The following is a 24,363-nucleotide window of genomic DNA, read 5'->3' as shown; positions in this document are numbered from 1 at the left end:
GTCATTCACGGAAGGTGAACCCGCATGAGCGTCAATGTCCGAATCCCGACCATCCTGCGTACCTACACCGGTGGCAAGTCCGAGGTGCCCGCCGAAGGCACGACCCTGGCCGAGGTGCTGGCCGACCTCGAGAGGAACCACGGCGGGATCGGCCCGCGCGTGCTGGACGACGCGGGCAAGCTGCGCCGCTTCGTCAACGTGTATGTGAACGACGATGACGTGCGCTTTGCCGAGGGTCTGGAGACGGCCACGCCGGACGGCGCGGGCGTCTCGATCATCCCGGCTGTCGCGGGCGGCTGCTGAGCCTCCGCGCGCCTTCGCTCACGCTGATTGCCCCCTCCCGGCAGGTCCGGGAGGGGGCAATTCGGTGTCGTGAAAGGGAGTAGAGTGAGTGCCGCTCCCTCCCCATGCGTGTCACACGCAACGAGAACGCGACAAGTTGTGCCCGAAAGCGGTGCCGCATTTGTCGCGTTACTGCGTTATGCCCGGTCCCTGTTGCCCCGCTTTCCTGCGGAATTCCGGTTAACCGCCGATCTGTCGCTTCAGGAATTCTCGTCCAACTGACCTGTTGCACACGGCGTTCGGGCAGATACATTCAGCGGCGGTCGACGCGTTCCGGCGCACATCCCCGACTACTGGGGGTGAGGTCTGACCCGGGTTCGCGAAGTGCGGGCTCGCGCAAGGGCCAGTAATAGGGGAGTTAGGAATGGCTCAGGGCACCGTCAAGTGGTTCAACGCGGAGAAGGGGTATGGCTTCATCGCGGTCGACGGTGGTGCGGACGTCTTCGTCCACTACAGCGCGATCCAGATGGACGGCTACCGCACCCTGGATGAAGGACAGCGAGTCGAGTTCGAGGTCTCGCAGGGTCAGAAAGGGCCGCAGGCGGACATGGTCCGCGTCACCGGCTGAAGCGCCGACCGGGACTGCATACAGCTCTCCGAGGGCCCGCACCCATCAGGGTGCGGGCCCTCGCGCGCGCCCGCGCACACTCCTGCGTGCAGCACTGCCGCCGCCGGCGCCGCCCGGGACCGCTTGCACTCGAGGGGGTCGAGTGCTAATCATTAGCGTTAGCACTCTGACAGTGAGAGTGACAGAAGGACCGGTTCGGTGAGGTCTGCGGACTGGGTGGAGCAAGGAACCACCCGGCGAGGAGGCCGTCCGTCGCGGGCGCCAGCGCGGTCCGGAGAAATCCGCCCCCCGACACTCTGTGCTGGGGGGATCCCCGACGTCCGGGAGGACCACTTCACATGGCCAAGATCATCGCGTTCAACGAGGAGGCGCGTCGCGGCCTTGAGCGCGGGATGAACCAGCTCGCCGACGCTGTCAAGGTCACGCTCGGCCCCAAGGGCCGGAACGTCGTGCTGGAGAAGAAGTGGGGCGCGCCCACGATCACCAACGACGGTGTCTCCATCGCCAAGGAGATCGAGCTCGAGGACTCCTACGAGAAGATCGGCGCCGAGCTGGTCAAGGAGGTCGCCAAGAAGACGGACGACGTAGCCGGTGACGGCACGACGACCGCGACCGTCCTGGCCCAGGCGCTCGTCAAGGAAGGCCTGCGCAACGTCGCGGCCGGCGCCAACCCGATGGCGCTGAAGCGCGGCATCGAGAAGGCCGTCGAGGCCGTCTCCGCCGCCCTGCTGGAGCAGGCGAAGGATGTGGAGACGAAGGAGCAGATCGCCTCCACCGCCTCCATCTCCGCCGGCGACCCCCAGATCGGCGAGCTCATCGCCGAGGCGATGGACAAGGTCGGCAAGGAAGGCGTCATCACGGTCGAGGAGTCGCAGACCTTCGGGCTCGAACTCGAGCTCACCGAGGGCATGCGCTTCGACAAGGGCTACATCTCGGCCTACTTCGCCACCGACATGGAGCGGATGGAGGCGGAGCTCGAGGACCCGTACATCCTCATCGTCAACTCCAAGATCAGCAACGTGAAGGACCTCCTTCCGCTGCTGGAGAAGGTCATGCAGTCCGGCAAGCCGCTGCTGATCATCTCGGAGGACGTCGAGGGCGAGGCGCTCTCCACGCTCGTCGTCAACAAGATCCGCGGCACCTTCAAGTCGGTCGCCGTCAAGGCCCCCGGCTTTGGTGACCGTCGCAAGGCCATGCTCGGCGACATCGCCATCCTCACCGGTGGCCAGGTCATCTCCGAGGAGGTCGGCCTCAAGCTGGAGAACGCCGGGCTGGAGCTGCTCGGCCGCGCCCGCAAGGTCGTCATCACCAAGGACGAGACGACGATCGTGGACGGCTCGGGCGACACCGAGCAGGTCCAGGGGCGGGTCAGCCAGATCCGTGCCGAGATCGACAACTCCGACTCGGACTACGACCGCGAGAAGCTCCAGGAGCGTCTCGCGAAGCTGGCCGGCGGCGTCGCCGTCATCAAGGCCGGCGCCGCCACCGAGGTGGAGCTCAAGGAGCGCAAGCACCGCATCGAGGACGCGGTGCGCAACGCCAAGGCCGCCGTCGAAGAGGGCATCGTCGCCGGTGGTGGCGTGGCCCTCATCCAGGCGGGCACCGTCTTCGACAAGCTGGAGCTGGAGGGCGACGAGGCCACCGGCGCTCAGGCCGTCAAGCTCGCGCTGGAGGCTCCGCTCAAGCAGATCGCGATCAACGCCGGTCTCGAGGGCGGCGTGGTGACGGAGAAGGTGCGCAACCTGACCCCGGGCCACGGCCTCAACGCCGCGACGGGTGAATACGTCGACATGCTGGCCGAGGGCATCAACGACCCGGCCAAGGTCACGCGCTCCGCGCTGCAGAACGCCGCCTCCATCGCGGCGCTCTTCCTCACCACCGAGGCAGTCATCGCCGACAAGCCGGAGAAGGCCGCGGCCGGCGCCGCGGACCCGACCGGTGGCATGGGCGGCGACATGGGCTTCTGATCCCCCGGGATCAGCGGTTCCGCTGTACGCACACGCCGAGGGCGGCTCCCAGCCGGGGGGCCGCCCTTCGGCGTGCGCGGGTATGCGCGGCGGTCGTCCATGCCAGGGACTCCGTGCGGCGGTTGGCCCATGCGAGGAAAGAATGACCGTTCGGCCGAAGAAACGGAACCCCGTCTTCCTGTTTTCTGTGATCAACATATTCGTTCCCCAGAACAGGAAGCACCAATGAACCGAACCCTCATCTCCCGCCGCCTCGTCGCCCCGCTGCTCGCCCTGAGCCTGCTGGGCGCGGGCGCCGTGGCCGTCGCTGGCACAGCCGTCGCCGGTGAGCCCGCGCCCCGCGAGGACGCGGCGGTCGGCACTCCCGCCGAGGCCGCCGCTCCCGCGGTCGAGTCGCTCACCGCGCACGCCGACGTCACCACCGTCAGGGCATGGCAGCAGTTCCGCATCACAGGCAAGACCCAGGGGGTCAAGCCCGGCTACACCGTGCTGCTTCAGCAGAAGCGGTCCGGGGAGTGGAAGTTCCTGCCCGCCGAGACGACCGTCAACCGAGACGGCTCGTACAGCCTGCGGGTGAAGCTGGGGATGAAGGGAAAGAACGAGCTGCGCATCGTGACGGGTGAGCGGGGCACCGCGATCTCGAAGACGATCCAGATCACCGTGCGCTGACGCACCGCCAGTCGTGTGGCATCGGGGCGGCCCCGTCTCTTCACCCGAAGGAGTGAGGCCGCCCCCGTGCACGCGCCCTTGTCCGCTTCGCGTGCCCCGCGCCTACGCCGGTCAGTCCTTGGTCTCAGTTCTTGGTCTCAGCCCTTGGCGGAGTGCAGCGCCTCGCGGAGGTGTCCGTGCTTCTCGGCGAGCAGCCGGGCCGCGGTCGGGCCGTCCACCTGACCGAGGAGGGTCAGGATCGCGTTCTTGACCTCGCCGTCGGTGGCCGCGAGCGCCGCCTCGATCTCCGCGTCCGAGGCGCCCGTCGCCAGCGCCACGATGCGGCGGGAGCGGGCGCGCAGCTTCTCGTTGGAGGCGCGGACGTCCACCATCAGATTCCCGTAGGTCTTGCCCAGCCGGATCATGGTCAGGGTCGAGAGCATGTTCAGGACGAGCTTCTGCGCGGTGCCCGCCTTGAGCCGGGTGGAGCCGGTCAGCAGCTCCGGGCCGACGACGACCTCGATGCCGTGTTCGGCGGCGGCGGCCAGCACGGAGTGCGCGTTGCACGACAGGCCGATGGTGAGCGCCCCGCGCGAGCGGGCGTGCTCGACGGCGCCGACCGCGTACGGGGTGCGGCCGGAGGCGGAGATGCCGACGACGGTGTCCTCGGCCCCGACGCTCAGCGCGTCCAGATCGGCGGCGGCCAGTTCCTTGCTGTCCTCGGCGCCCTCCACGGCCTTGATCATGGCGGAGGGGCCGCCCGCGATCAGGCCCATCACCTCGACCGGGTCGGTGTTGAAGGTCGGCGGGCACTCGCTCGCGTCCAGGACACCCATCCGCCCGGCGGTCCCGGCGCCCGCGTAGATGAGGCGTCCGCCACGGGCCATCCGCTCCGCGGTGCCGTCGATTGCGGCCGCGATCCGGGGCAGTTGGGCGGCGACGGCGGCGGGGACGGTGGCGTCCTCGCCGTTCATGAGCTTGGCGATCTCCAGCGTCGGCAGCCGGTCGATCTCGGACAGCTCGCTGCGGAACGCCTCGGTGGTGAGGGTGTCCAGTTCGGCGCGCAGCTCGCTGTACGGGGAGTCAGCGGTGTCGGTCATAGCGACGTACGGCTCTTTCTGATGGGGCGGGTGTGGTGGAGGCGCCGGCGGGCAGACGGGTGCAGCCGGTGGCCGCAGCAGCGGGACCGGGTGAGTGCGTGCCCGCCGCCGTCAGCGTGGCCGGGGCGAGTGGCGGTGCGCGAGCGCCTCGTAGGAGGCGGACAGCGCCGGTGCGGCCGTCTCGTACGTCCGCTGGGCGACGCCGATGAAGAGGCAGTCGACGACGAGCAGCTGACTGGTGCGGCTCGACATCGCCGCGGGCCGCAGCTCGCTCTCGCGGGCCGTGGAGGTGGTCAGCACGTGGTCGGCGTACTGCGCGATCTCTCCGTCCGGCCGCCCGGTGACGGCGATCGTGGTCGCCCCGTGCCCGAACGCGACGCGCAGGGGCTCTATCACGTCGACCGTACGGCCGGAGTGGGTGATCGCGAGCGCCACGTCACCGGCACGCAGCTGGACGGCGTTGGTGACGGCGAGATGCGGGTCGGCGTGTGCGTGTGCGATCAGACCGATGCGGAGGAGTTTCTGCGCGAGGTCCTGGGCGACGAGGGAGGACGCGCCGACGCCGTAGAGGTCGACCCTGCGGGCGCCGGCCAGGGCCGTGACGGAGGCCTCGACCTGAGCGGTGTCCAGCGCGGTCGCGGTGTCGGCGAGGGTCTGCCGCTCGTCGTGCGCGAGCTTGGCGACCACCTCGGATATCGGGTCGTCGAGTGCGATGTCGGCGGTGACGGACGGCGCGGCGCCGGACTCCTGCTGGGCGGCCAGCCCGGCGAGCGCGAGCCGCAGGTCCCGGTAGCCCGGGTAGCCGAGCAGCCGCGAAGTCCGCACGACGGTGGCCTCACTGGTGCCCGTACGCTCCGCGAGGCCGGTGACCGTCAGCCGCGCACAGCCGGCCGGGTCGTGCGCCACGGTCTCGGCGACGCGCTGCATCGAACGCGTCATGGAGGGCGCCATGGTGCGCACCTTCGCCGCCAGGGCGGCAGGGCCGGGCGGCCCTGGAGGACCCGCGGCAGTGGGGCGGGGAGGGGCACCGGCGCGTCTGGTGAAATCTTCCTTCAGAGTATTGGCCACAGAAGGAAGATATTTTCAGTCCCGCCTTGGGTCAAGACCCCCTGCGCCCCTGCTGCTCCTGCGGCCGGGCTCGGCTGCCCGTATGCGGCCGACCTTTGTTCCAATGGACCTATGGACCAGCAACCGAAGGCCCCCAGCCTCGAACAGGCACTCCACGCGGCGCGGGCGCTCATCCTCGCCGACCTGAGCGCGAGCGGTGTCGCCGAGGCGGACGTCGTCTCACTGGTGGAGGAGGCGCTCACACACCGGCGGTGGTGGGTCGGCGAGTGGCCGGAAGGCGCCTCCTTCGTGGACGGGCTCGTCGCCCAGGACGTCCAGGACGCCCTGCTGGAACGGTACGGGCGCTGGCCCCTGTGCCCGGTCTGCGGCGGCACGGACCTGCACGCACTGGAGATCGAGCCGGAACTGGGTGAGAACCCGCACTGGGTGTGCGTGAAGACGGCGACGGCCGTGGCCCGCGTCGGAGCACTGGGGCGGTTGCAGTGACGGTGTACATCGATCCGCCGATCTGGCCGGGCCACGGGCGGATGTGGTCCCACCTGGTCAGCGACGCCTCGTACGAGGAACTGCATGCCTTCGCCGAGGAGATCGGCTGCCCGCGTCGCTCGTTCGACCACGATCACTACGACGTACCGTCCGAGCGCTACGGTGCGGCGGTGCGGCACGGCGCGGTGGAGGTGGGCGCCAAGGAGTTGCTGCGCCGCCTGACGGCCGCCGGCCTGCGCCGCCCCCGGGCAACGGGCCGGTCCGGCCTCTCCGGAGACTGACGCCGGACCGCCCGGAGGGCTTCGTACACCTTTCTCGTCCTGGGAGCACTTCGCTTTCGCGTTGGCGAGGCGCACTCTGGAAGTGTCGCCGCTTGAGGGAATGGGAGAGGAGGAGCGAGATGTCTGAGCAGACAAAGAGCAACCCGTCCTGGCACGTGGCCGGCGACTGGTTCGACACCTGCAAGTGCGCCATACCTTGCCCGTGCACATTCGCCCAGCCCCCGTCCGAGGGTGACTGCCAGGGCGTGCTCGCCTGGCACATACGCGAGGGACGGTACGGGGATGTCCGGCTCGACGATCTGAACGTCCTGATGCTCGGGTCCTTCACCGGGAACGTGTGGACCGGTGAGCACACGGACCCGTATGCCGCCGTCTTCGTCGACGAGCGCGCAGACGACCACCAGCGTGCCGCACTCGGCGCGATCTTCGGCGGTGAGGCAGGCGGCTGGCCGCAGGAGTTCACCGAGGTCTTCGGCCCCGAGATACGGGGCATGGATGTCGCGCCGGTCATCGTCGAGGTCGACGAGGACCTGGGGACGTGGCGCGCTGAGGTCCCCGGCCGGGTCACCGCCCGTGCGGAGGCCCTGACAGGGCCCACCACGCCTGCCGGGGCGCGGGTCCAGGTCCACAACGCCCCCGGTGCCGAGGTCGGCCCGGGCCAGATCGCCACCTGGGGCCGGTCCACCACCGACCAGGCCGACGCCTTCGGCTTCCGGTGGAGCCGCAGCGGCAAGTCCAGCAAGTACTTCCCCTTCGATTGGAGTGGCCCCGACTGACGAGCGGTCGGCCGGATCTCAGCGTGGTCGGTCGGTCACCGGGCTCATCATGTGTTCGGACATCTGCAGCCCGGGCAGCATCCAGTCCTGGAACGGGGCCAGCGCGCCCAGGACGAGGAAGGCCAGACCGACCGCCCAGCTGAGCAAGGGGCCGCGCCGCCACAGCTTCTCCAGAAAGATCACCGCGGCCAGGCCCGCCATCGCCGCCATGTTCATCATGCCGAGCGGCACGAGGACGATCATCAGAGCCCAGCAGCAGCCCACGCAGTAGAGACCGTGGTGCGCGCCCACGCGGAGATCGCGGGCCCACGGGCGGAAGCGTGAGTACCGCATCAAGTGCGAGAGCGGGTTGCGGCAGTGCAGAAGGCAGACGCGCTTCAGCGGCCCCAACTGGTACAGCCCCGCGAGCAGGAACGCGGCCGAGCCGATCCAGCGGCCTGCCTCGGGAGAGCCGTCCACCAGCCGCCCGACCGCCGACAGGATGCCGTAGGCGAGCAGACCGAATGCCGTCCAGGCGAGCAGGTAGCCCCCGGCGAACTGGGTGATGCGCATGGCGCGGACCGCACCGGAGGACTTCCGGCCGATGGCACGCGCCCAGGTGATGGCCACCGGCGCCACCGACGGGAACATCATCGCCACCATCATGGTCACCCAGAGAAGCAGGAAGAGCGGCAGCGCCAGACCCATCGTCCCGGGCTCCATCGCCATGCCACGGGACTGGACGACGGTGAGCACCCATGCCAGTACGGCAAGCAGAAGCAGCAGGATCCACGCGACGGCGAGTTCACGCCGGGGCAGCAGGATTCCGGGCCGTGCCGACGTGGGAACGGCGATGTGGATGTGCGGCATGGTGCTCCTCCCAGGAGAACCCCGCCCCGCTGAGAAGTGGCCCGACGACTCCTCCAGCACACCACAGAGGAGACAACGGCACACCGCGAAGCTGTGGCCGGGGCGCCCCTCGGTCGCGCACGCGGCGTCAGTCTGACCTTCCACCGAGCCCGCCCGGGCCGCCGAGGAGCCGCAGCACCAGGACGGCGGCAGCGGCGAGCGTGCCGCCCCAGAGCATCACGGCCGAGAGCGACGCGGAATCCACGACCACCCCGCCGAGCAGTGCCCCGAGGGAGATCGCCGCCTGGAACGACGAGGTGAACAGCACCGTTGCCGCCTCCGGCGCATGCGGAGCCGAGCGGGCGAGCCAGGTCTGCGCACACACCGGGACGGCGCCGTAGGCGAGGCCCCACAGGAGGAGCAGGCCCACCGCCCCGACCTGCCAGCGACCGGCTGCCGGAAGCAGCCAGGCCGCGCCCGCCAGCAGGGACGCGCTGCAGATGAAGGTGCCGCGCAGGCTGCGTGTGAGCATCGATCCCGCCAGGAGGTTCCCGGCGAGGCCGGCGGCCCCGTATGCCAGCAGAAGGACGCCGATCGCCGCTGAGGGGACCCCGGTCACCTGCCGCAGGAATGGGTCGACATAGGTGTAGGTGGCGAAGTGGGCGATCACTACGAGGAATATCGCTGCCAGCCCGATGCGGATCTGACTGATGCGGAACAGGTCGCGCAGCACGCGCGGCGTGGTGCGGTGCACGGCCGGAAGCGGGGGCAGCGGGGGAAGCAGCACCAGCAGTGCGATCAGCACACCCACGGTCAGTGCCCCCATCACGGCGAACGAGGCCCGCCAGCCCACGACATGGCCCAGGAAGGTGCCCGCAGGCACGCCGAGCACGGAGCCCAGCGGCACACCGGTGAAGATCACGGCCGTCGCCCTGGCCACGGACTCCTCCCGCACCAGCCGTACGGCGAGACCGGCGCCGATCGACCAGAAGCCCCCGATGGTGAGCCCGACCAGGATCCGGGAGGAGAGCATCACCGCGTAGTTCGGTGCCGCCGCGGCCAGGAAGTCCGCGACTGCCAGCAGGGCCATCAGCGCGCACAGCATCGCCCGGCGGTCGATCCGCCCGGTGGCGACGGTGACCAGAGGAGCGGCGATCGCGGCGACGATCCCCGGAATCGTCATCATCCAGCCCGCGGTGCCCTCCGAGATCTGGAAACTGCGGCCCATCGGGGTGAGCAGACCGATCGGCATGATCTCGGTGGTGACGATCGAGAAGATCCCCGCCATCACGGCGAAGACGGCCAGGGCAGGCCCAAGCCGTCCCGTCAGCGGCGAGCGGGCGCCGGCGGCTTCCTCTCCGGCGGGGATTGCCGCTGTGGGCATGGCTGGACTCCTGACGCGGGCACCGGTGGGCTTGGTGACCGAGTACAGCAGCCATGACGAGGCGGGCCCGGCGGATTCGCGACCACAACGTTCCCCGGCCGCGGCGCGGCTAGCGGAGGCTTCAGCGGGCAGTCGTGTCCGCTGCCGTCTTCGCAGCCGTGCCCGCCGTGTCCGCCGGTGCGGCGCCGGTGACGACGCGGGACCCGGCCGTGGTGCGGTGCAGCCGGGCGGCCACCGCCGTCACGGCGACGGCCGCCGCCGCGAGCAGCGCGCCGACCCAGGCCACCGCCGGGTAGCCCCAGCCCGCGCCGATGACCAGGCCGCCGAGCCACGGGCCCAGCGTGTTGCCGATGTTGAACGACGCGGTCGTAGTCGCACCCGCGAGGGTCGGTGCGGCGTTGGCGACGTTGAACATCCGGGCGTTCAGCGCGGGCGCGGTGAGGAAGGCGGTGAAGCCGAGCAGGAAGGCCAGCGCGATCGCCGCGACCGCGTTGTGCGCCACCAGCGCGAGGACGGCCAGCACGACGGTCGACGCGGCGATGCCCGTGTACATGGTGCCGAACAGGTGTGCGTCGGCGATCCGGCCGCCGAGCGCCGTACCGATCAGCGCGCCCAGCCCGAAGAGCCCGAGCACGTAAGGCACCCAGCTCTCCGCTAGCCCGGCGGTGTCGGTGAGCAGCGGCGAGAGGTAGGAGAAGAGGGCGAAGACCGCGGCGGCGTTCAGGGCGATCTGGGCGAGCGCCAGCCACACCTGCCGGTCGGCGTAGATGCGCAGCTCGGCACGGAGGCTCGGCGCGTCCGCACCAGTCCCCGGCCGGGTGCGCGGCACCAGTGCGATCACGCCGACCAGCGCGACCGCCGACATCGCGGCCACCGCCCAGAACGCGGCCCGCCACCCCGCGTGCTGCCCCAGGAACGCGCCCGCCGGGACGCCCGCGATGTTGGCGATGCTCAGCCCGCCGACCATGATCGCCATGGCTTTGGCCCGCGCGGTCACCGGCACCAGCGATACCGCGACAGCCGCCCCGACCGCCCAGAAGCCCGCACACGCCAGGGCGCTCACCACCCGGGAGACGAACAGCACCGAGTACGTGGGCGCCAGCGCCCCCGCGACCTGCCCGAGCCCGAAGACCGCGAGCAGCGCGATCAGCGTCGTACGGCGGGGCAGCTTGAGCGTCGCCGCCGCGAGCAGCGGGGCGCCGACCACCATGCCGATGGCGAAGGCGGAGACCAGCAGCCCCGCCTTGGGTATGGAGACGTCCATGTCGCGGGCGAGCGGTTCGAGGATTCCGGCGAGCATGAACTCGGATGTGCCCAGCGCGAAGACCGACAGCCCCAGCACATAGACGGCGACGGGCATCCGGGCAGGCGCCGCAGCCGGCGCGGCGCCGGGCGTGGCAGCGGGTGTGGCGGCGGGGACGGGCGGGAGGCGCTGGGCAGGGGTGTCGGAGGGCACGCCACTGCCCAACCCCGCCCCCGGCCCCCGTATTCCTCCCCGGCACCGGCTCGGAGGCCCCGCCCGTGTGAGATCCATCACCACCCGTGGCACACCAACGGCCCGTGCGCTCGGCGTGTCAGAAGCTCACCCGGCGGCTGACGCTGCGGCTCCAGGAGGGCGGCGCCCACCGGGGCGAGTGGCCTCAGGCTCGCCGCGGCCGTGCGGCCGCCGCGTCAGCCGGCAGACGGACCCCTCCCCCGGAAGGCGGACGCGAGGGACGTACCGCGGTGACCGGTGCCCGGTCGGGGACAATGGACGCCGACCGGGCACCACGGGGACGCGGTGCCCTTCCCCCGGCGAGGAGAAGTGCGCGTGCGTGACCCGGAGAGTGCAGTCCCGGTGCCCCCCGAGGGCCGTCGGAGCCTCGACCTGCGGGCCGACTGCGCCAGCTGTTTCGGACTGTGCTGTGTCGCGCTGCCCTTCCGGGCCTCGGCGGACTTCCCGGTCGACAAGGACGCCGGGCAGCCGTGTACGAACCTCCAGGCGGACTACAGCTGCGGCATCCACGCCCGCCTCCGCGAGGACGGCTACTCCGGCTGCACGGTCTACGACTGCTTCGGCGCCGGACAGCAGGTCTCCCAGCACACCTTCGGCGGGCAGGACTGGCGCCGGTCGCCAAAGACCGCCCGGCAGATGTTCGACGTGTTCCCGGTCATGCGGCAGCTGCACGAACTGCTCCGGTACGTCACCGAGGCGCTCGAACTCCCGGACGCACGCCCAGTCCACCGCGGGCTGCGCCGTGCGCTGGACGACACCCACCGCCTCACCCTCGGTACCGCCGAATCGCTCGCCGAGCTGGACATGGCCGCGCACCGGCAGGGCGTCAACGCGCTGCTGCTGCGCGCCAGCGAACTGGTGCGGGCCGCCGCGGTGCCGGGGCGGCGGAAGAACCACCGGGGAGCCGATCTCATGGGCGCCCGCCTCGGCGGCGCGGACCTGCGCGGTGCAAGCCTGCGCGGGGCGTACCTCATCGCGGCGGACCTGAGCGGGGCGGATCTGCGTACGGCCGATCTGATCGGGGCGGACCTCAGAGACGCCCGGCTGCACGGCGCCGACCTCACCGGCTGCCTCTTCCTCACCCAGCCGCAGCTGACCGCGGCCCGGGGGAGTGACACCACCCGGATTCCTCAGGGGCTGACCCGGCCCGCGCACTGGTGAGGCGGTGCCCGCCACCCGCCGCCCGCACCGTCACCCGATCGCGTGACGCGTCGTGGACTGCCCGGCTTGACGTTCTCAGAGGGTGAGCAGCTCCAGTTCCGCGCGCAGGTTGTGGCGGGCCGTGCGCTCCCAGCGGTCGTGGGCGTACGGGGTGCGGTAGAGGCGGGGGAGCGCGAGGAGTCTGTCCAGCAGGGCGGCGCGACCCTGCCGGAAGACATCCTCCGGGACGAATCCGTACTCACGGCGGACGGCGGCGGCGTAGTGCGCGTACGCCTCGGGCGCTCCGGCGAGCACCGCCAGATCCGCGTCGCACAGCACCTCGCCGTCGCTGTCCCCGGGCTCCGGATCGTGACTGACAGTGAGCCGGACGAGGCGTGCGACCTCGGCCGTACGGCCTGCGGCGACTCCGGCCTCGGCGAGGGCGATTTCGGCGAGATGCGCGCTGCGCTCCTCGTTCTCGCTGCGGTCGGGGCGGTAGACGGCGTCGTGGAACCAGGCGGCGAGCCGTACGGAATCGGCGTCGGCGGCATGTGCGGCCAGTTCGTCGACGCGGTCGAGCACCGCCAAGAGATGATCGGCTGTGTGATAGTGGCGCTGCGGCTCGGACCAGCGGTCGAGCAGGTTCTCGCCGTACGGTGCCGGGTCCGGCAGCGGATGGGGCCGTGCTCCGGACCGTGCGTCGGGCTGGAGCGCGCGGACGCGGTGGAGCAGCGCGATCCAGCGGTGGAGCAGAACGTCCTGTGTACTGCGGGTTTCCATGTGGACAATTGTGAGGGGCAGCTACCGGTGATGCCGTGGTGTGTGGCAGGCTGTGTTATATGTCTAGACCAATGCTAGAGGTGATCGCGCTCAGTGCGCAGGACGCGCGTGCCGCCGAGGCCGGTGGAGCGGACCGCCTCGAGCTGATCACCGACATCGCGGCCGACGGCCTCACCCCCGACCGCGAGACCTTCGCCGCGATCCGCGCCGCGGTCGGCATCCCCCTGCGCGTCATGCTGCGCACGTCCGACGGCTTCTCGGCCGGCGGGCCGCAGGCGCTGGACGACCTGCGCGCGCGGGCGCAGCTGCTGCGCACCGAAGGCGCCGAGGAGTTCGTGCTCGGCTTCCTCGACGAATCCGGGCAGCCGGACCTGGCGGCGATCGGTGCGCTGGTGGAGGTCATCGGCACCTGCCGGTGGACGTTCCACCGGGCGATCGACCGGGCGGCGGATCGCGACGGACTCCGCAAGCGGCTGCGGGAGCTGCCGGGCCTGGACACCTATCTCACCGCCGGTTCGGCCTCCGGTGTCGACGACGGCATGGCGACCCTGCTGGCGGAGGCCGAGCGGGGGGCTGACGGCGAGCCGGGCTACCAGGCACGGATGATGGTCGGCGGCGGGCTGGGGCTGACACATCTGCCGGCGCTGTGCGCGGGCGGGGTGACGGCCTTCCATATCGGTGGCGCTGCGCGACAGGCGGGGTGGGCCTCGCCCGTCTCACCGGAAGCGGTCCGTGAGTGGCGCACCGTGCTGGACGGCTAGTGCGTGTCGTTTGGGTGATGCCGGACAGGCCCTGAACCGCGCGCCGGGGATCGTGCGCCCGCGCAGCCGGGTCGGGCATTCGCCAGTGCAACAGATGCGAATCCTCAGTCCGCTGTGCCGGGCGGTACCACCCACTGCACCGGCTGCCGCGTCACGGCGGCGATCGTGTCGAAGTCCACGTTGTAGTGGAGAACCGTTACTCCGTGCCGTTCGGCAGTCGCCGCGATGAGCAGGTCGGCCAGGGACGCCGCCCGGTGGTGCCCCTTGCGGGCCAGCAGTGACTGCACCTTGACGGCGCGCGTGCCGACCTCGTCGGTGAGCGGGAGCCAGTCGAAGCCGGAGCGCAGCGCCCGCCCGCGCGCGTGGTCCGTGGCGCTGCGGGAGCTGTAGAGCAGCTCCAGGTCGATCATCGCGCAGGTGGCGAGCTGGCCCCGGTCGAGCAGCGGGAGCAGGGCGCTGCGGACGGCGGGCTGCCGGGCCCTCGCCCAGACGCTCTTGTCGACGAGATGTGTCGCTACCGCCACGCCCACGCCATCACTTCCTGATCGGCGAGGTCATCGAAAACCCCCTCGTCCAGCAGCTCCATGAAGCGCCTGCGCTTTGCGGCGGCGACGAACTCCTCCAACACGCAGTTCACTGTGGCGCGTTTGCCCGTCGTGCCGAGCATCTCGGCTGCCTGAGCCACCAGATCGTCATCAAGGTCGATCACTGTGCGCGACATGTGCATCTCCGAGTCCCGGATAGTGGAGGGATATATCAATTATGCCCGAATGCGGGCGCGTTGATTGTCGCCGCTGCCCCCTCGCCTCACACCCGCGGTGCGCGGTGTTCGGCGGTTCGTGCGGTGGTTCGTTCGTCCGAGGCAGCCGGACAGGGCCTGGGGTATCTCTCGGTTGGAGAGACCCCGGCGACCGGAGAGCGCCGACCGTCATCTGGTTGTTGGCGACGAAAGTCGGGTACGGGCGGCCGGAGGCGGCCGAGGAGTCACAACCCACGAGCGGGAGGTCATCCCATGCGCGCGCCGCTGGTGATGGGCATCGACATCGGCACATCGAGCTCCAAGGGCGTGCTGGTGCGCGCCGAGGACGGCGAGGTCGTCCGTACGGCGGTGCGCGAACACCGCACCGACACGCCTCGGCCCGGCTGGGCCGAGCACGATGCGGAAGCGGTGTGGTGGGGCGACTTCCGGGCGCTGGCGGCGGAGCTGCTGGAAGGGCCGGAGCTGCTGGCCGGGGTGTGTGTCAGCGGCATCGGCCCCTGCCTGCTGCCCACCCGCCGCGACGGCGAGCCGTTGCGGCCCGCCATTCTCTACGGCGTGGACACCCGCGCCGGCGAGCAGATCGCCGCGCAGACCGCCCGCTACGGTGCCGCCCAGGTGCTGGAGCGCTGCGGCTCGCCGCTCACCAGCCAGGCCGTCGGACCGAAACTTGCCTGGCTGGCGGAGCGGGAACCGCAGACGTACGCGCGCACCGAGCGCTGGTTCATGGCCAGTTCGTGGATCGCGCACCGGCTCACCGGCGCGTACGTCCTCGACCACCACTCCGCCAGCCAGTGCACGCCCCTGTACGACCTGCGGGAGCGCCGCTGGATCGAGGAGTGGCGGGAGGAGATCGCGCCGGGCCTGGAGTGGCCCGAACTGGTCTGGCCCTCCGAGGCCGTCGGCGAGGTCACCGGGGCGGCGTCGGCGGCCACCGGCATCCCCGCGGGGACCCCGGTCATGGCCGGGACGGTGGACGCCTGGGCCGAGGCCACCGGCGTCGGCGCCACCGGCACCGGGGACCTGATGCTGATGTACGGCACGACGATGTTCCTGTCCAACGTCGTCGCCGAGCCCGTACCGGACGCCCGCCTCTGGTCCACGGCCGGTGCCTTCGAGGGCACGTACTGCCTGGCGGGCGGCATGGCCACCTCGGGTGCCGTCACGGGCTGGCTGCGCGAGCTGACCGGCGCGGACTTCGGCACGCTCACCGAGGAGGCCGCCGCGCTGCCGCCGGGCGCCGAGGGCCTGCTGATGCTGCCGTACTTCGCGGGCGAACGCACCCCTCTCTTCGACCCCGACGCGCGCGGCGTCATCGCCGGACTCACCCTGAGGCACGGCCGCGCGCATCTCTACCGGGCGGTGCTGGAGGGCACGGCCTTCGGCGTACGGCACAATCTCGCCGCGATGGCGGAGGCGGGCGGCGACCTGCGGCGGCTGGTCGCCGTCGGCGGCGGGGCGCGCGAGCTGTGGACCCGGATCGTCTCGGACGTGACGGGCCGGGCGCAGGACGTGCCCCGGCACACCATCGGCGCGGCCTACGGCGACGCGTTCCTCGCCGCCGTGGGCACCGGGCTGGCCGGGCGGGCGGACATCGCGGTCTGGAATCCGGTGGAGTCCACCGTCACCCCCGAACCGGCGGGCACGGCGCGCTACGACGGCCTGTACGCGCACTACCTCGCCCTCTACCCGGCCACCCGCGAGGTGTCCCACGCCTTGGCGGCCCGCCAGCACGCGGATGCGGACGGCTGACCGGCGCGAGCCACCTGACAGGCTGTCAGAGCTTGCGCACAACGATCCGGCCCGAGTCCCCGCCGGAGGCGACCAGTGTGCCGTCGGCGGAGAACCGGACGCCGTACGTACGGCCGGTGGTCCCCGTCTCGGGCCGGTGGTCGGACCCGAAGACGGGATCGGCCGTGCGCGTGGCCGTGTCGACGACCTCCAGCTCCCCCCGCCTCCCCAGCGCCAGCGTCTTCCCGTCGGGCGAGTACGCCCAGCCGTAACAGGCCGCCCAGCGCTCTGGCCGGTGCGGGTCGGCGAAGTGCCAGACCAGCTCGGCCGTGTCGACCGAGTAGGCGCCGGGCCCGCCGCTGCCCCAGGGGGCGGCCAGCACCAGAGTCTCGCTCGGGTCGAAGCCGATGTCCTTCGCGGGCTGACGGCCGGGCACGGGTATCCGCTGGCGGATCGTGCCCGCCTCGGTGTCCCAGACCTCTATCTCCGTCGTCATCGGCTCGCTCCCGCCGTACGTCCGCCCCCTGCTCCGGCTCAGCGCGAGCAGCCTTCCCGAGGGCGAGAGCGCGCCGTCCCAGCAGGCGTACGGCCCGTCGGCGTGCACCTCGAAGACGATGTGCCCCTGCCGGTCGAGTACCCGGACGCGGTTGCCCGAGTCGTACGCGAGGAGTCTGCGGCGGCTGCCGTCCCACTTCGGGTGGACCCGGTGCGGGTTGAAGTCGGCGTCGGCGGACTCCCGGTAGGCCGCCAGAGTCCGGCCCTGACCTCTGGCGAGGTCCAGCAGCCTGGTCTCGCCGTTGAGCGCATAAACGATCCGCCGCCCGTCGGCGTCGAACAGGACGGTGTGCGGGAACGTTTGCCCCCGCCCCCTGGGCGCGGGACGCACCTCCGGCGGCTCGGCGTGTACAAGCCTGCGGCCGCCGCCTGCCACGTCCACCAGATGGATCTCGGCGCCGTAACCGTCCTTCAGCATCGTGGCGACGACCAGGGTGCGGCCGTCGGGGGAGAGGTCGAACGCGCCGGGGCACCAGGAGCGGTTCGGCACGATCATCTCCAGCACGACGTCGCCGCGAGCGGCGCCGGAAGGGTCGGCGACGCGCGCGAACCCCTCGCGCAGCTTCTTGTCGCGGGCCTTCTCGAAGGCGAGCAGCGCCTCGCGGTCGTCGCTGACCTCCAGTTCCTTGACCGTCTCGCGGGGACGGCCGCCCTGCGCCCAGGCGGCCCGCACCAGCGTCCGCCCGTCCAGCGCGACGCGATAGAACCGCGGCTTCGCCCCGCCCGGCATGCTCAGCACAGTCTCGATCAGGCTCATAACCCGAACGTACCGTCGCCCACTGACAACCCCGAGTGCCGACCGTAAGCGCCTGAACCCGGGCGCGTGGCAGGTGGCGCGTGGCCGGTGACGCGTGGCGCGGAGACCGGCCAGCCCTCAGTCCGCGGTCCGCTCCTGGCCCTCACTCCTGGCCCTCACTCCTGGCCCTCACTCCGGAGAGGCGGTCCGGGTGGCTCGGGTGCGGAGGGGGAGGACCACGTCGACTGCGAGGGTCGCGGCCGAGATCACCCATACGCCGTTGCCGTCGGTGAGGGTGCGGGGCACGTCGGTGTATTGGAAGAGGGCGACGGCGCCGCCGACCCAGAGGCCCCACAGGCACTGTGCCGTGAAGCCGTCGCGGAAGAAGAGGGCGTCGATGATCAGCATGGCGCCGAACAGCCAGAGGCCAAGGCCGACTTGGCGCGTGGTGATGTTGTCGAAGAAGGCCATCAGCAGGGCACCGACGCTGATGCCGAGCATCCCCAGTTCACGCATGGCGGCCACCACGTCCTCACCGGCACAGTCTGCCCGGGTAAGTGTAGCCGGGCGTCAAACCGCCCGCTTTCAGGCCGGGTTGCGGACCGCGACGTCGCCGCCGTCGGTGTGGGCCTTGATGTGCCGGTCGGAGGTGTCCTTGGAGGGCACGGTGACGTTCCGGTCGCCGCCCGCCGTGGTCGCGTCGACCGCGTAGGAGCCGGTGGGCAGCCGGACGTCGATGTCGCCGCCCGCGCTGGTGAAGGACACGCGGCTGGGGGAGTCGGTGAAGGCGCCCAGCAGGTCGCCGCCCTCCGAGTGCGCCGTCACGCGCCGGGAGGAGGAGTCGTCGACGTGGATGTCGCCGCCCTGGGTCGCGGCCTTCACCGTGCCGGACATGCCGCTCACTTTCATGTCACCGCCGCCGGACTTCAGATGCAGGCTGGTGCCGGCGGGCACCCGCACCTCGTAGTCCACATCGCAGGTGCGCTCGGCGTCACCGCAGTCATCGGACTGGAGCGTCAACCGGCCGTTCTGCTGCCCGTGTTCGGTGCGCGGCTTCTGCTCGTCCCACTCGTAGCGCTCGATCACCCGGATCGCGTCGCTGCGGCTGTCGGCGGCGACGACCTCGATGTCCCCGCCCTTGGTGTCCACCGTCAGGGCTTTGGTGTCGTCGACGTCGAGCGAGTACGCGGACTTGCTGGTCTTCCCCTCGTCCGGAATCAGTGAGCAGCTGGTCGCCAGGGTTGCCACGGCGACGAGGAGGGCGCAGGCGGCGGCGGTCCGGCGGGGGCGGTTTCCAGTCATGGGGAGTCTCCGTGGGAGAAGCGAAGGGTTGTCGTTCCGGCTTCCACCATTCTTGGCGCGGGCCGCCCGGGGCGGGTCGTCGGCGGGGACGAGCCCGGCCCCGGCGTACCCGTAGGGGCTTCACCCCAGGCGGATTCGGGTGACCCCTGGGAGCGTCCCTGGGGTTCCCGCGGTCCGCCAAGGACTCCGGGTTACGGCCCCAACTCGACGGGCAGCGGCGCCGCGTGCAGGATCGTCAGGCCGGAGACCGCGCGGGTGAGGGAGACGTAGAGGCGGCGCAGCCCGGTGCGCCGGTCCGGCTCGCCGTCGACGATCGCGGTGGGCTCGTCCAGCACCACGTAGTCGTACTCCAGGCCCTTGGCCAGCGTCGCCGGGACGAGCGTGAGGCGGGAGTCGGCCGAGGTCTCCTCGCCCGGCCCCAGATACGGCAGCCCCGCCCCGGTCAGCGCGGCCGACAGCTCCGGGATGCGGGCCTCCGCCGCGATGAGGCCGATCGATCCCTCGCGCTGCAGCGCTTCGCGGCAGGCCGCGACCACGGCCGCGGGCAGCGCGTCCGCCGTGGTCTCCCGTACGGCGAAGTCGCCCGGCGACTCACGGACCGAGGTGGCCTCCGCCAGGCCGGGCGCGATGGACGGCAGCAGGCGGGAGGCGTACGCGATGACATCGCGCGGCACCCGGAAGCCCAGCGTCAACTCCTCCACCACGGCGTCGGTTTTACCCAGGTGGGCGAGCGCCTGCTGCCAACTGTCCGTGGCCCAGGGGGTGGTGCCTTGCGCGAGATCGCCCAGCACCGTCGCCGAGCCCGTCGAACAGCGCCGCCCGACCGCCCGGTACTGCATGGGGGAGAGGTCCTGCGCCTCGTCCAGCACCACATGGCCCAGCGAGGAGGTGCGGCTGATCAGATCGGCGGCCTCGTCGATGAGGACGGTGTCGGCAGGTGACCAGGGTGCGGATTTCACCCCGCGGGCGGGTTTGGGCCACAGCACCGCCCGCTGCTCCTCGGGGTCGAGGATGCCCTCCGCCTGCGCGGCCAGGAACTCCGGGTCGGAGAGCAGCCGCAGCACCACCTTTGCCGGATCGACGGCGGGCCAGACGGCCTTGACCACCGCCTTGACCGCCGCGTTGCGGGCGACGGCGTCCTGCACCCGGTCGTCGGGGGCCTCGCCCGCCGCCTCCATCCGGACCAGCACGGTGTGTGCGATCCGCTGGGGCAGCGCGTCGCGGGCGGCGCCGTACCGGACGTCCCGCTGCTTCAACTCCTCGACGATCTCGCCCAGTTCGTACGCGGGCACCCGCCAGCGGCGCGAGCCGCGTACGACGACGCACGGCTCGGTCGGCGGCGTGATGCCCGAACGGACGGCGCGCCGCAGCACCCGCGCCATCCGGGCGTCGCCCTTGAGCCGTGCCGCCCGCGCCGAGTCGGTGCCGCGCACGGCGACCTGCGCGGAGCCCGGCCCCGTCACCAAGTCCTCCACTGTCGCCTGTTTCACCTCCAGTTCGCCCAGCGCGGGCAGCACCTGCTCGATGTACTGGAGGAAGGACCGGTTCGGGCCGATGACCAGGGTGCCGGTGCGCGCCAGCCGGTCGCGGTGTGTGTAGAGGAGGTACGCGACCCGGTGCAGGCCCACCGCCGTCTTGCCGGTGCCGGGGGCGCCCTGCACACACACGGTGCCGTCGATGCCCGCGCGCACGATCTCGTCCTGCTCGGGCTGGATGGTCGCGACGATGTCCCGCATGGGGCCGACGCGGGGGCGCTCGATCTCGGACTGGAGCAGCGCGCTCCTCTGCTGCTGCTCGGACGGGTCGGTGAGGTGCTCGTCCTCGTAGGCGGTCAGTTCGCCGCCGGTGTAGCCGAAGCGGCGGCGCAGCGCGACCTGCTGCGGGTCCTTCTTGGAGGCGCGGTAGAAGGGCTGGGAGACGGGGGCACGCCAGTCGATGACCATGGGGTCGCCGTCCGCGTCGTGCACATGGCGGCGGCCGATGTAGAAGCTGCCGGCCGCGTCGTCGGCGAGCCGCTCCAGGTAGTCGAGGCGGCCGAAGAAGAGCGGGGCGTGCGCGAGGTCGGCCAGGGACTTGATCCGCAGATCGACCTCGGCCCGCAGCACCGCCGCGTTCACCCAGTTCGCGGCGACGTCGGCGATGTCGAGTGCCTCGGCGTCGGCGCGCATCGCGCGGAGCGCGGCCCGGGAGGCCGCGAGGTGCGCACGCTCCCGGCCGAGCGGGTCCTGCGGGTCCGGGCCGTACGGGTCTTCGGGGGGCGTGGGAGCAGGGGCGTGCGCGGGCACGGGTTTGCCTCCGGCGGGATCTCGGCTCCGCACCGCAGGAGACGGCGGCCGGTGCACGGCCACGGGCCACGCGCGTACGGGCGCCGCGCGCGGCTGGCGCGGCGGCGGCACGACGGCGGGGCCCGTACGGGCGCGTGGCGCGGCGGCGCATCGCGTGCGGGTACGGGAGAGCGGGTACGTGAGCAGGGCGCCGGCCGGTTTCCGAGCGGCCGGGGGTCCTTCCCGAAGAGGCAGTCCTCTTCGAGGGAGGAGGCAAGACCGGCGAGTGTAGGCCAGATGCCGGCGGCAGGCCACCGGATATCCACCGGGAAGACCCTGAGGGCCGCCCCGTCCCGGAGGGTGAGGGCGAGGCCTGTGGTTTCGGTCTTTCGGCTGATGTCGGGAAAGACGGAGAAACCGATGCTGGGGGTATGAGTACCGCAATTTTCCGGCAGCCCGCGGCAGGGCAGGGGCCGGGCCGAGGAGCCACCGCCCTGGCCGCCGGCGGGGCCGTGCAGCCCCGCCCTCACCAGCGGCATGTGCTGGGCAGCGCCCTGCGCGCGGCGAAGGTCTTCGCCGAGACGGCCTTCAGTGTCGCCGTCCTCGGCCAGTACGACGGGCAGCCGCGCCACGGCCCCTACGACCGCACCCACGACCGCGCGCACGGCCTGACCGACGACAGAACCCGGGAACCGGCGTACGGCGACCGGCACGAGCGCGACGCAGGCCGCTGACCCGGCCGTAGGGCCGCCACGCTTACGCCCCCTACGGCCCGTGAGCGTGCGCCCCCGTACGTCAGACGTCGTCGCCCGCGAGCAGCTCCGTCGAGTCCACGATCCGGTAGGCGTAGCCCTGCTCCGCCAGGAAGCGCTGCCGGTGAGCCGCGAAGTCCTGGTCGATCGTGTCCCGTGCGACTACCGAGTAGAAGCGTGCCTCGTGCCCGTCCGCCTTCGGCCGCAGCACCCGGCCCAGGCGCTGCGCCTCTTCCTGGCGGGACCCGAAGGTGCCGGAGACCTGGATGGCGACGGTGGCCTCCGGCAGGTCCACCGAGAAGTTGGCGACCTTCGAGACGACGAGCACGCTCAGCTCACCGTGCCGGAAGGCGTCGAAGAGTTTCTCGCGCTGCGCGTTGGAGGTCTCACCCTTGATGACCGGCGCTCCGAGGTGTTCGCCGAGCTCGTCCAGCTGGTCGATGTACTGGCCGATGACCAGCGTCTGCTCCCCCTGGTGCCTGCGGACGAGCGCCTCGGTCACCCGCCGCTTCGAGTCCGTCGTCGCGCAGTAGCGGTACTTCTCGTCGGTCTCCGCCGTGGCGTAGGTGAGCCGCTCGGCGTCCGTGAGGCTGACCCGGACTTCGACGCAGTCGGCGGGGGCGATGTAGCCCTGGGCCTCGATCTCCTTCCAGGGCGCGTCGAAGCGCTTGGGCCCGATGAGCGAGAAGACGTCCGACTCGCGGCCGTCCTCCCGTACGAGCGTGGCCGTGAGCCCGAGGCGGCGGCGGGCCTGGAGGTCGGCGGTGAACTTGAACACCGGTGCGGGCAGCAGGTGCACCTCGTCGTAGAGGATGAGGCCCCAGTCGCGGGAGTCGAAGAGCTCCAGGTGCTGGTAGACGCCCTTCCGCTTGGTCGTCAGGACCTGATAGGTGGCGATGGTGACCGGGCGGATCTCCTTGCGGGTGCCGCTGTACTCGCCGATCTCTTCCTCGGTCAGCGAGGTGCGGCGCACCAGCTCGTGCTTCCACTGGCGGGCCGAGACGGTGTTGGTGACCAGGATCAGCGTGGTGGCGCGGGCCCGCGCCATCGCCCCGGCGCCGACCAGCGTCTTGCCCGCGCCGCAGGGGAGCACGACGACCCCTGAGCCGCCGTGCCAGAAGCCCTCCACTGCCTGGGTCTGGTACGGGCGCAGCGCCCAGCCGTCCTCGTGCAGGTCGATCGGGTGGGCCTCGCCGTCGACATAGCCCGCCAGGTCCTCGGCGGGCCAGCCGAGCTTGAGCAGCGCCTGCTTGATCTGGCCGCGCTCGGAGGGATGCACGGCGACGGAGTCGCCGTCGAGACGCGCGCCCACCAGCGGCTGGATCTTCTTCGACCGGAGGATCTCCTCCAGCACCGGCCGGTCGGTGCTCTCCAGCACCAGGCCGTGAGAGGGGTGTTTGAGCAGCCGCAGCCTGCCGTAGCGCGACATGGTCTCGGCGACGTCGACGAGCAGCGCGTGCGGCACGGGGTAGCGGGAGTAGGCGACCAGCGCGTCCACGACCTGCTCCGCGTCGTGCCCGGCGGCGCGGGCGTTCCACAGGCCGAGCGGGGTGAGCCGGTAGGTGTGGATGTGCTCGGGGGCCCGCTCGAGCTCGGCGAACGGGGCGATTGCACGACGGCATTCGTCGGCCTGCTCGTGATCGACCTCGAGCAGCAGGGTCTTGTCGCTTTGGACGATGAGACAGGACACGCACACCTCACAGCGCAGCCGGAGCGGCTGGCACGGGCCAGCAGGAGACCAGCGGGGGACGGGGAGAGCAGGGGGGACGGAAAGACGGGGAGGGCGGGGCGGCGAAGGGCGGGGCAAACCGGAATCAGCCTTCCAGCGTACGCGTCCGGCGTGTCGGGCGAGTGCCGTCGGCTCATGTGCGCCTTCCCGGCACGAGCCGGAGCGGCCCCGCGCCGGCCTGCGCTGTGCGGCGGGGGCGGTTGTCCGCTATGCTTGGTCAAACGACCAAGGCGAACGCTCAGTGCGATCGCCCAGTGGAGATCGGGAGTGCGCGTGCGATGAGTCCGACATCGGCGGAACGCGGGCAGGAGAGCAGGGCGCGGCTGCTCGGCGCCGCGGCGCAGCTCATCGTCGAAGGCGGCTGGGGTTCGGTGACCACCCGCAAGGCTGCCGACCGGGCGGGCGTCCCGCCCGGCCTCGTGCACTACCACTTCCGTACGGTCGACGATCTGCTGATCGACGCCGCGCTGGAGGGTGCCCGGCGCGAGGCCGAGGCGGTGGCGGCCACGCTCGCCCGGACCGAGGACCCTGCGGCCGGGATCGCGCAGGTGCTGGAGCAGCTCGCGGCCTACACGTCCGAGGACGCGGCGACCATCCTGTTCAGCGAGATGCTGCTGGCCGCCACCCGGCACGAGCGGCTCCGCGAGGGGCTGTCCGAGCTGATGGGTGAATGGCGGGCCGCCATGACGGCCTGGCTGCGGGAGAGCGGCGGCCCGGCCGATGCCGAGGGCACCGTCCTGCTGCTGGGCGCCGCGCTCGACGGACTGGTGCTGCACCGGCTGGTCGACCCCGGGCTGCGGCAGGTGTCCGTGCTCGGGCCACTGCGCCGGATGGTGGGCCTGGGCGAAGGCTGAGTTCCAGACAGGGCCCAGGCAGGCCACGCGGACGGAAATCCCCAGCAGGAGGTTCAGGC

Annotated in this window: 25 protein-coding genes; 12 read left to right on the top strand and 13 right to left on the bottom strand. The window is 71.6% G+C overall.

From position 1 onward, the window contains the following. Positions 1-24: 24 nt before the first annotated feature. From LHJ74_RS23170 to LHJ74_RS23155, 4 genes are all read left to right on the top strand, one after another. Complete coding sequence (locus LHJ74_RS23170) at positions 25-303, top strand: MoaD/ThiS family protein (protein WP_260220090.1); 279 nt, start codon at positions 25-27, stop codon at positions 301-303. Between the two features lie 403 nt (positions 304-706). Beyond that, positions 707-910 carry a cold-shock protein gene (locus LHJ74_RS23165; protein ID WP_260220089.1) on the top strand — a complete coding sequence of 68 codons (204 nt, stop codon included), beginning with the start codon at positions 707-709 and terminating at the stop codon, positions 908-910. Positions 911-1,248: 338 nt separating this feature from the next. Beyond that, positions 1,249-2,877, top strand: coding sequence for a chaperonin GroEL (groL, locus tag LHJ74_RS23160; RefSeq protein WP_260220088.1), 1,629 nt, complete (start codon positions 1,249-1,251; stop codon positions 2,875-2,877). 225 nt (positions 2,878-3,102) lie between these two features. Then, complete coding sequence (locus LHJ74_RS23155; RefSeq protein WP_260220087.1) at positions 3,103-3,546, top strand: hypothetical protein; 444 nt, start codon at positions 3,103-3,105, stop codon at positions 3,544-3,546. A gap of 137 nt (positions 3,547-3,683) precedes the next feature. Here LHJ74_RS23155 and murQ read toward each other — a convergent pair whose 3' ends face one another. Both murQ and LHJ74_RS23145 read right to left on the bottom strand, forming a co-directional pair. Further along, the gene (gene murQ / locus LHJ74_RS23150; RefSeq protein ID WP_260220086.1) at positions 3,684-4,625 is read right to left on the bottom strand and encodes an N-acetylmuramic acid 6-phosphate etherase; all 942 of its coding nucleotides are present in this window, start codon (positions 4,623-4,625) and stop codon (positions 3,684-3,686) included. Positions 4,626-4,736: 111 nt separating this feature from the next. Further along, complete coding sequence (locus tag LHJ74_RS23145; RefSeq protein WP_375546814.1) at positions 4,737-5,693, bottom strand: MurR/RpiR family transcriptional regulator; 957 nt, start codon at positions 5,691-5,693, stop codon at positions 4,737-4,739. 111 nt (positions 5,694-5,804) lie between these two features. Here LHJ74_RS23145 and LHJ74_RS23140 point away from each other — a divergent pair, with 111 nt between their 5' ends. The 3 genes from LHJ74_RS23140 to LHJ74_RS23130 all read left to right on the top strand — a co-directional run bounded on the left by LHJ74_RS23140 (position 5,805) and on the right by LHJ74_RS23130 (position 7,236). Further along, the gene (locus LHJ74_RS23140) at positions 5,805-6,179 is read left to right on the top strand and encodes a DUF8819 family protein (protein ID WP_260220085.1); all 375 of its coding nucleotides are present in this window, start codon (positions 5,805-5,807) and stop codon (positions 6,177-6,179) included. Beyond that, on the top strand, positions 6,176-6,460 hold the full coding sequence (locus tag LHJ74_RS23135; protein ID WP_260220084.1) for a DUF4031 domain-containing protein: 285 nt from the start codon (positions 6,176-6,178) through the stop codon (positions 6,458-6,460). The genes LHJ74_RS23140 and LHJ74_RS23135 overlap by 4 nt, the downstream gene beginning before the upstream one ends. A 119-nt stretch (positions 6,461-6,579) precedes the next feature. After that, entirely contained in the window at positions 6,580-7,236 is a 657-nt protein-coding gene (locus tag LHJ74_RS23130; RefSeq protein ID WP_260220083.1) for a DUF1326 domain-containing protein, read from the top strand. 18 nt (positions 7,237-7,254) lie between these two features. Here the strand turns inward: LHJ74_RS23130 and LHJ74_RS23125 are convergent, their stop codons facing one another. The 3 genes from LHJ74_RS23125 to LHJ74_RS23115 form a co-directional block, all read right to left on the bottom strand. Continuing rightward, positions 7,255-8,085, bottom strand: coding sequence for a DUF2182 domain-containing protein (locus LHJ74_RS23125; protein WP_260220082.1), 831 nt, complete (start codon positions 8,083-8,085; stop codon positions 7,255-7,257). 127 nt (positions 8,086-8,212) lie between these two features. Next, positions 8,213-9,448 carry an MFS transporter gene (locus LHJ74_RS23120; RefSeq protein WP_260220081.1) on the bottom strand — a complete coding sequence of 412 codons (1,236 nt, stop codon included), beginning with the start codon at positions 9,446-9,448 and terminating at the stop codon, positions 8,213-8,215. Between the two features lie 121 nt (positions 9,449-9,569). Beyond that, complete coding sequence (locus LHJ74_RS23115; protein WP_260220271.1) at positions 9,570-10,808, bottom strand: Cmx/CmrA family chloramphenicol efflux MFS transporter; 1,239 nt, start codon at positions 10,806-10,808, stop codon at positions 9,570-9,572. Between the two features lie 450 nt (positions 10,809-11,258). Between LHJ74_RS23115 and LHJ74_RS23110 the strand changes: the two genes are divergently transcribed. Then, positions 11,259-12,104 (top strand): pentapeptide repeat-containing protein, encoded by an 846-nt coding sequence (locus tag LHJ74_RS23110; RefSeq protein ID WP_260220080.1) that lies wholly within the window; start codon positions 11,259-11,261, stop codon positions 12,102-12,104. 75 nt (positions 12,105-12,179) lie between these two features. Here LHJ74_RS23110 and LHJ74_RS23105 read toward each other — a convergent pair whose 3' ends face one another. Then, positions 12,180-12,863, bottom strand: coding sequence for an HD domain-containing protein (locus LHJ74_RS23105; protein ID WP_260220079.1), 684 nt, complete (start codon positions 12,861-12,863; stop codon positions 12,180-12,182). Between the two features lie 59 nt (positions 12,864-12,922). Between LHJ74_RS23105 and LHJ74_RS23100 the strand changes: the two genes are divergently transcribed. After that, entirely contained in the window at positions 12,923-13,624 is a 702-nt protein-coding gene (locus LHJ74_RS23100; RefSeq protein WP_260220078.1) for a copper homeostasis protein CutC, read from the top strand. A 104-nt stretch (positions 13,625-13,728) separates the two neighbouring features. Here LHJ74_RS23100 and LHJ74_RS23095 read toward each other — a convergent pair whose 3' ends face one another. After that, positions 13,729-14,148, bottom strand: a complete 420-nt coding sequence (locus LHJ74_RS23095; protein WP_260220270.1) for a PIN domain nuclease — start codon at positions 14,146-14,148, stop codon at positions 13,729-13,731. Next, the gene (locus LHJ74_RS23090; RefSeq protein ID WP_260220077.1) at positions 14,139-14,345 is read right to left on the bottom strand and encodes a type II toxin-antitoxin system VapB family antitoxin; all 207 of its coding nucleotides are present in this window, start codon (positions 14,343-14,345) and stop codon (positions 14,139-14,141) included. The genes LHJ74_RS23095 and LHJ74_RS23090 overlap by 10 nt, the downstream gene beginning before the upstream one ends. A 291-nt stretch (positions 14,346-14,636) precedes the next feature. On the opposite strand from LHJ74_RS23090, the gene LHJ74_RS23085 reads away from it, so the two are divergent. Beyond that, complete coding sequence (locus LHJ74_RS23085; protein WP_260220076.1) at positions 14,637-16,133, top strand: FGGY-family carbohydrate kinase; 1,497 nt, start codon at positions 14,637-14,639, stop codon at positions 16,131-16,133. A gap of 25 nt (positions 16,134-16,158) precedes the next feature. Here LHJ74_RS23085 and LHJ74_RS23080 read toward each other — a convergent pair whose 3' ends face one another. From LHJ74_RS23080 to LHJ74_RS23065, 4 genes are all read right to left on the bottom strand, one after another. Further along, positions 16,159-17,424 (bottom strand): WD40 repeat domain-containing protein, encoded by a 1,266-nt coding sequence (locus LHJ74_RS23080; RefSeq protein WP_260220075.1) that lies wholly within the window; start codon positions 17,422-17,424, stop codon positions 16,159-16,161. 168 nt (positions 17,425-17,592) lie between these two features. Then, positions 17,593-17,919: a hypothetical protein gene (locus LHJ74_RS23075; RefSeq protein WP_260220074.1), complete on the bottom strand. Its 327-nt coding sequence runs from the start codon at positions 17,917-17,919 to the stop codon at positions 17,593-17,595. 69 nt (positions 17,920-17,988) lie between these two features. After that, positions 17,989-18,705 (bottom strand): DUF4097 family beta strand repeat-containing protein, encoded by a 717-nt coding sequence (locus LHJ74_RS23070; protein WP_260220073.1) that lies wholly within the window; start codon positions 18,703-18,705, stop codon positions 17,989-17,991. A 191-nt stretch (positions 18,706-18,896) separates the two neighbouring features. Then, positions 18,897-20,990, bottom strand: coding sequence for a HelD family protein (locus LHJ74_RS23065; protein WP_260220072.1), 2,094 nt, complete (start codon positions 20,988-20,990; stop codon positions 18,897-18,899). Between the two features lie 410 nt (positions 20,991-21,400). Between LHJ74_RS23065 and LHJ74_RS34255 the strand changes: the two genes are divergently transcribed. Next, on the top strand, positions 21,401-21,703 hold the full coding sequence (locus LHJ74_RS34255) for a hypothetical protein (protein ID WP_311203338.1): 303 nt from the start codon (positions 21,401-21,403) through the stop codon (positions 21,701-21,703). A 61-nt stretch (positions 21,704-21,764) separates the two neighbouring features. Here LHJ74_RS34255 and LHJ74_RS23055 read toward each other — a convergent pair whose 3' ends face one another. Continuing rightward, positions 21,765-23,411 carry a DNA repair helicase XPB gene (locus LHJ74_RS23055; protein WP_260220071.1) on the bottom strand — a complete coding sequence of 549 codons (1,647 nt, stop codon included), beginning with the start codon at positions 23,409-23,411 and terminating at the stop codon, positions 21,765-21,767. A 317-nt stretch (positions 23,412-23,728) separates the two neighbouring features. On the opposite strand from LHJ74_RS23055, the gene LHJ74_RS23050 reads away from it, so the two are divergent. Then, positions 23,729-24,304, top strand: a complete 576-nt coding sequence (locus LHJ74_RS23050; RefSeq protein ID WP_260220070.1) for a TetR/AcrR family transcriptional regulator — start codon at positions 23,729-23,731, stop codon at positions 24,302-24,304. Positions 24,305-24,363 lie beyond the last annotated feature (59 nt).

This window comes from Streptomyces gossypii (assembly GCF_025165795.1).
Lineage (GTDB): Bacteria > Actinomycetota > Actinomycetes > Streptomycetales > Streptomycetaceae > Streptomyces > Streptomyces gossypii.
The sequence above is the reverse complement of the archived record's forward strand: the minus strand, read 5'-3'. Positions and strand labels throughout refer to the sequence as shown.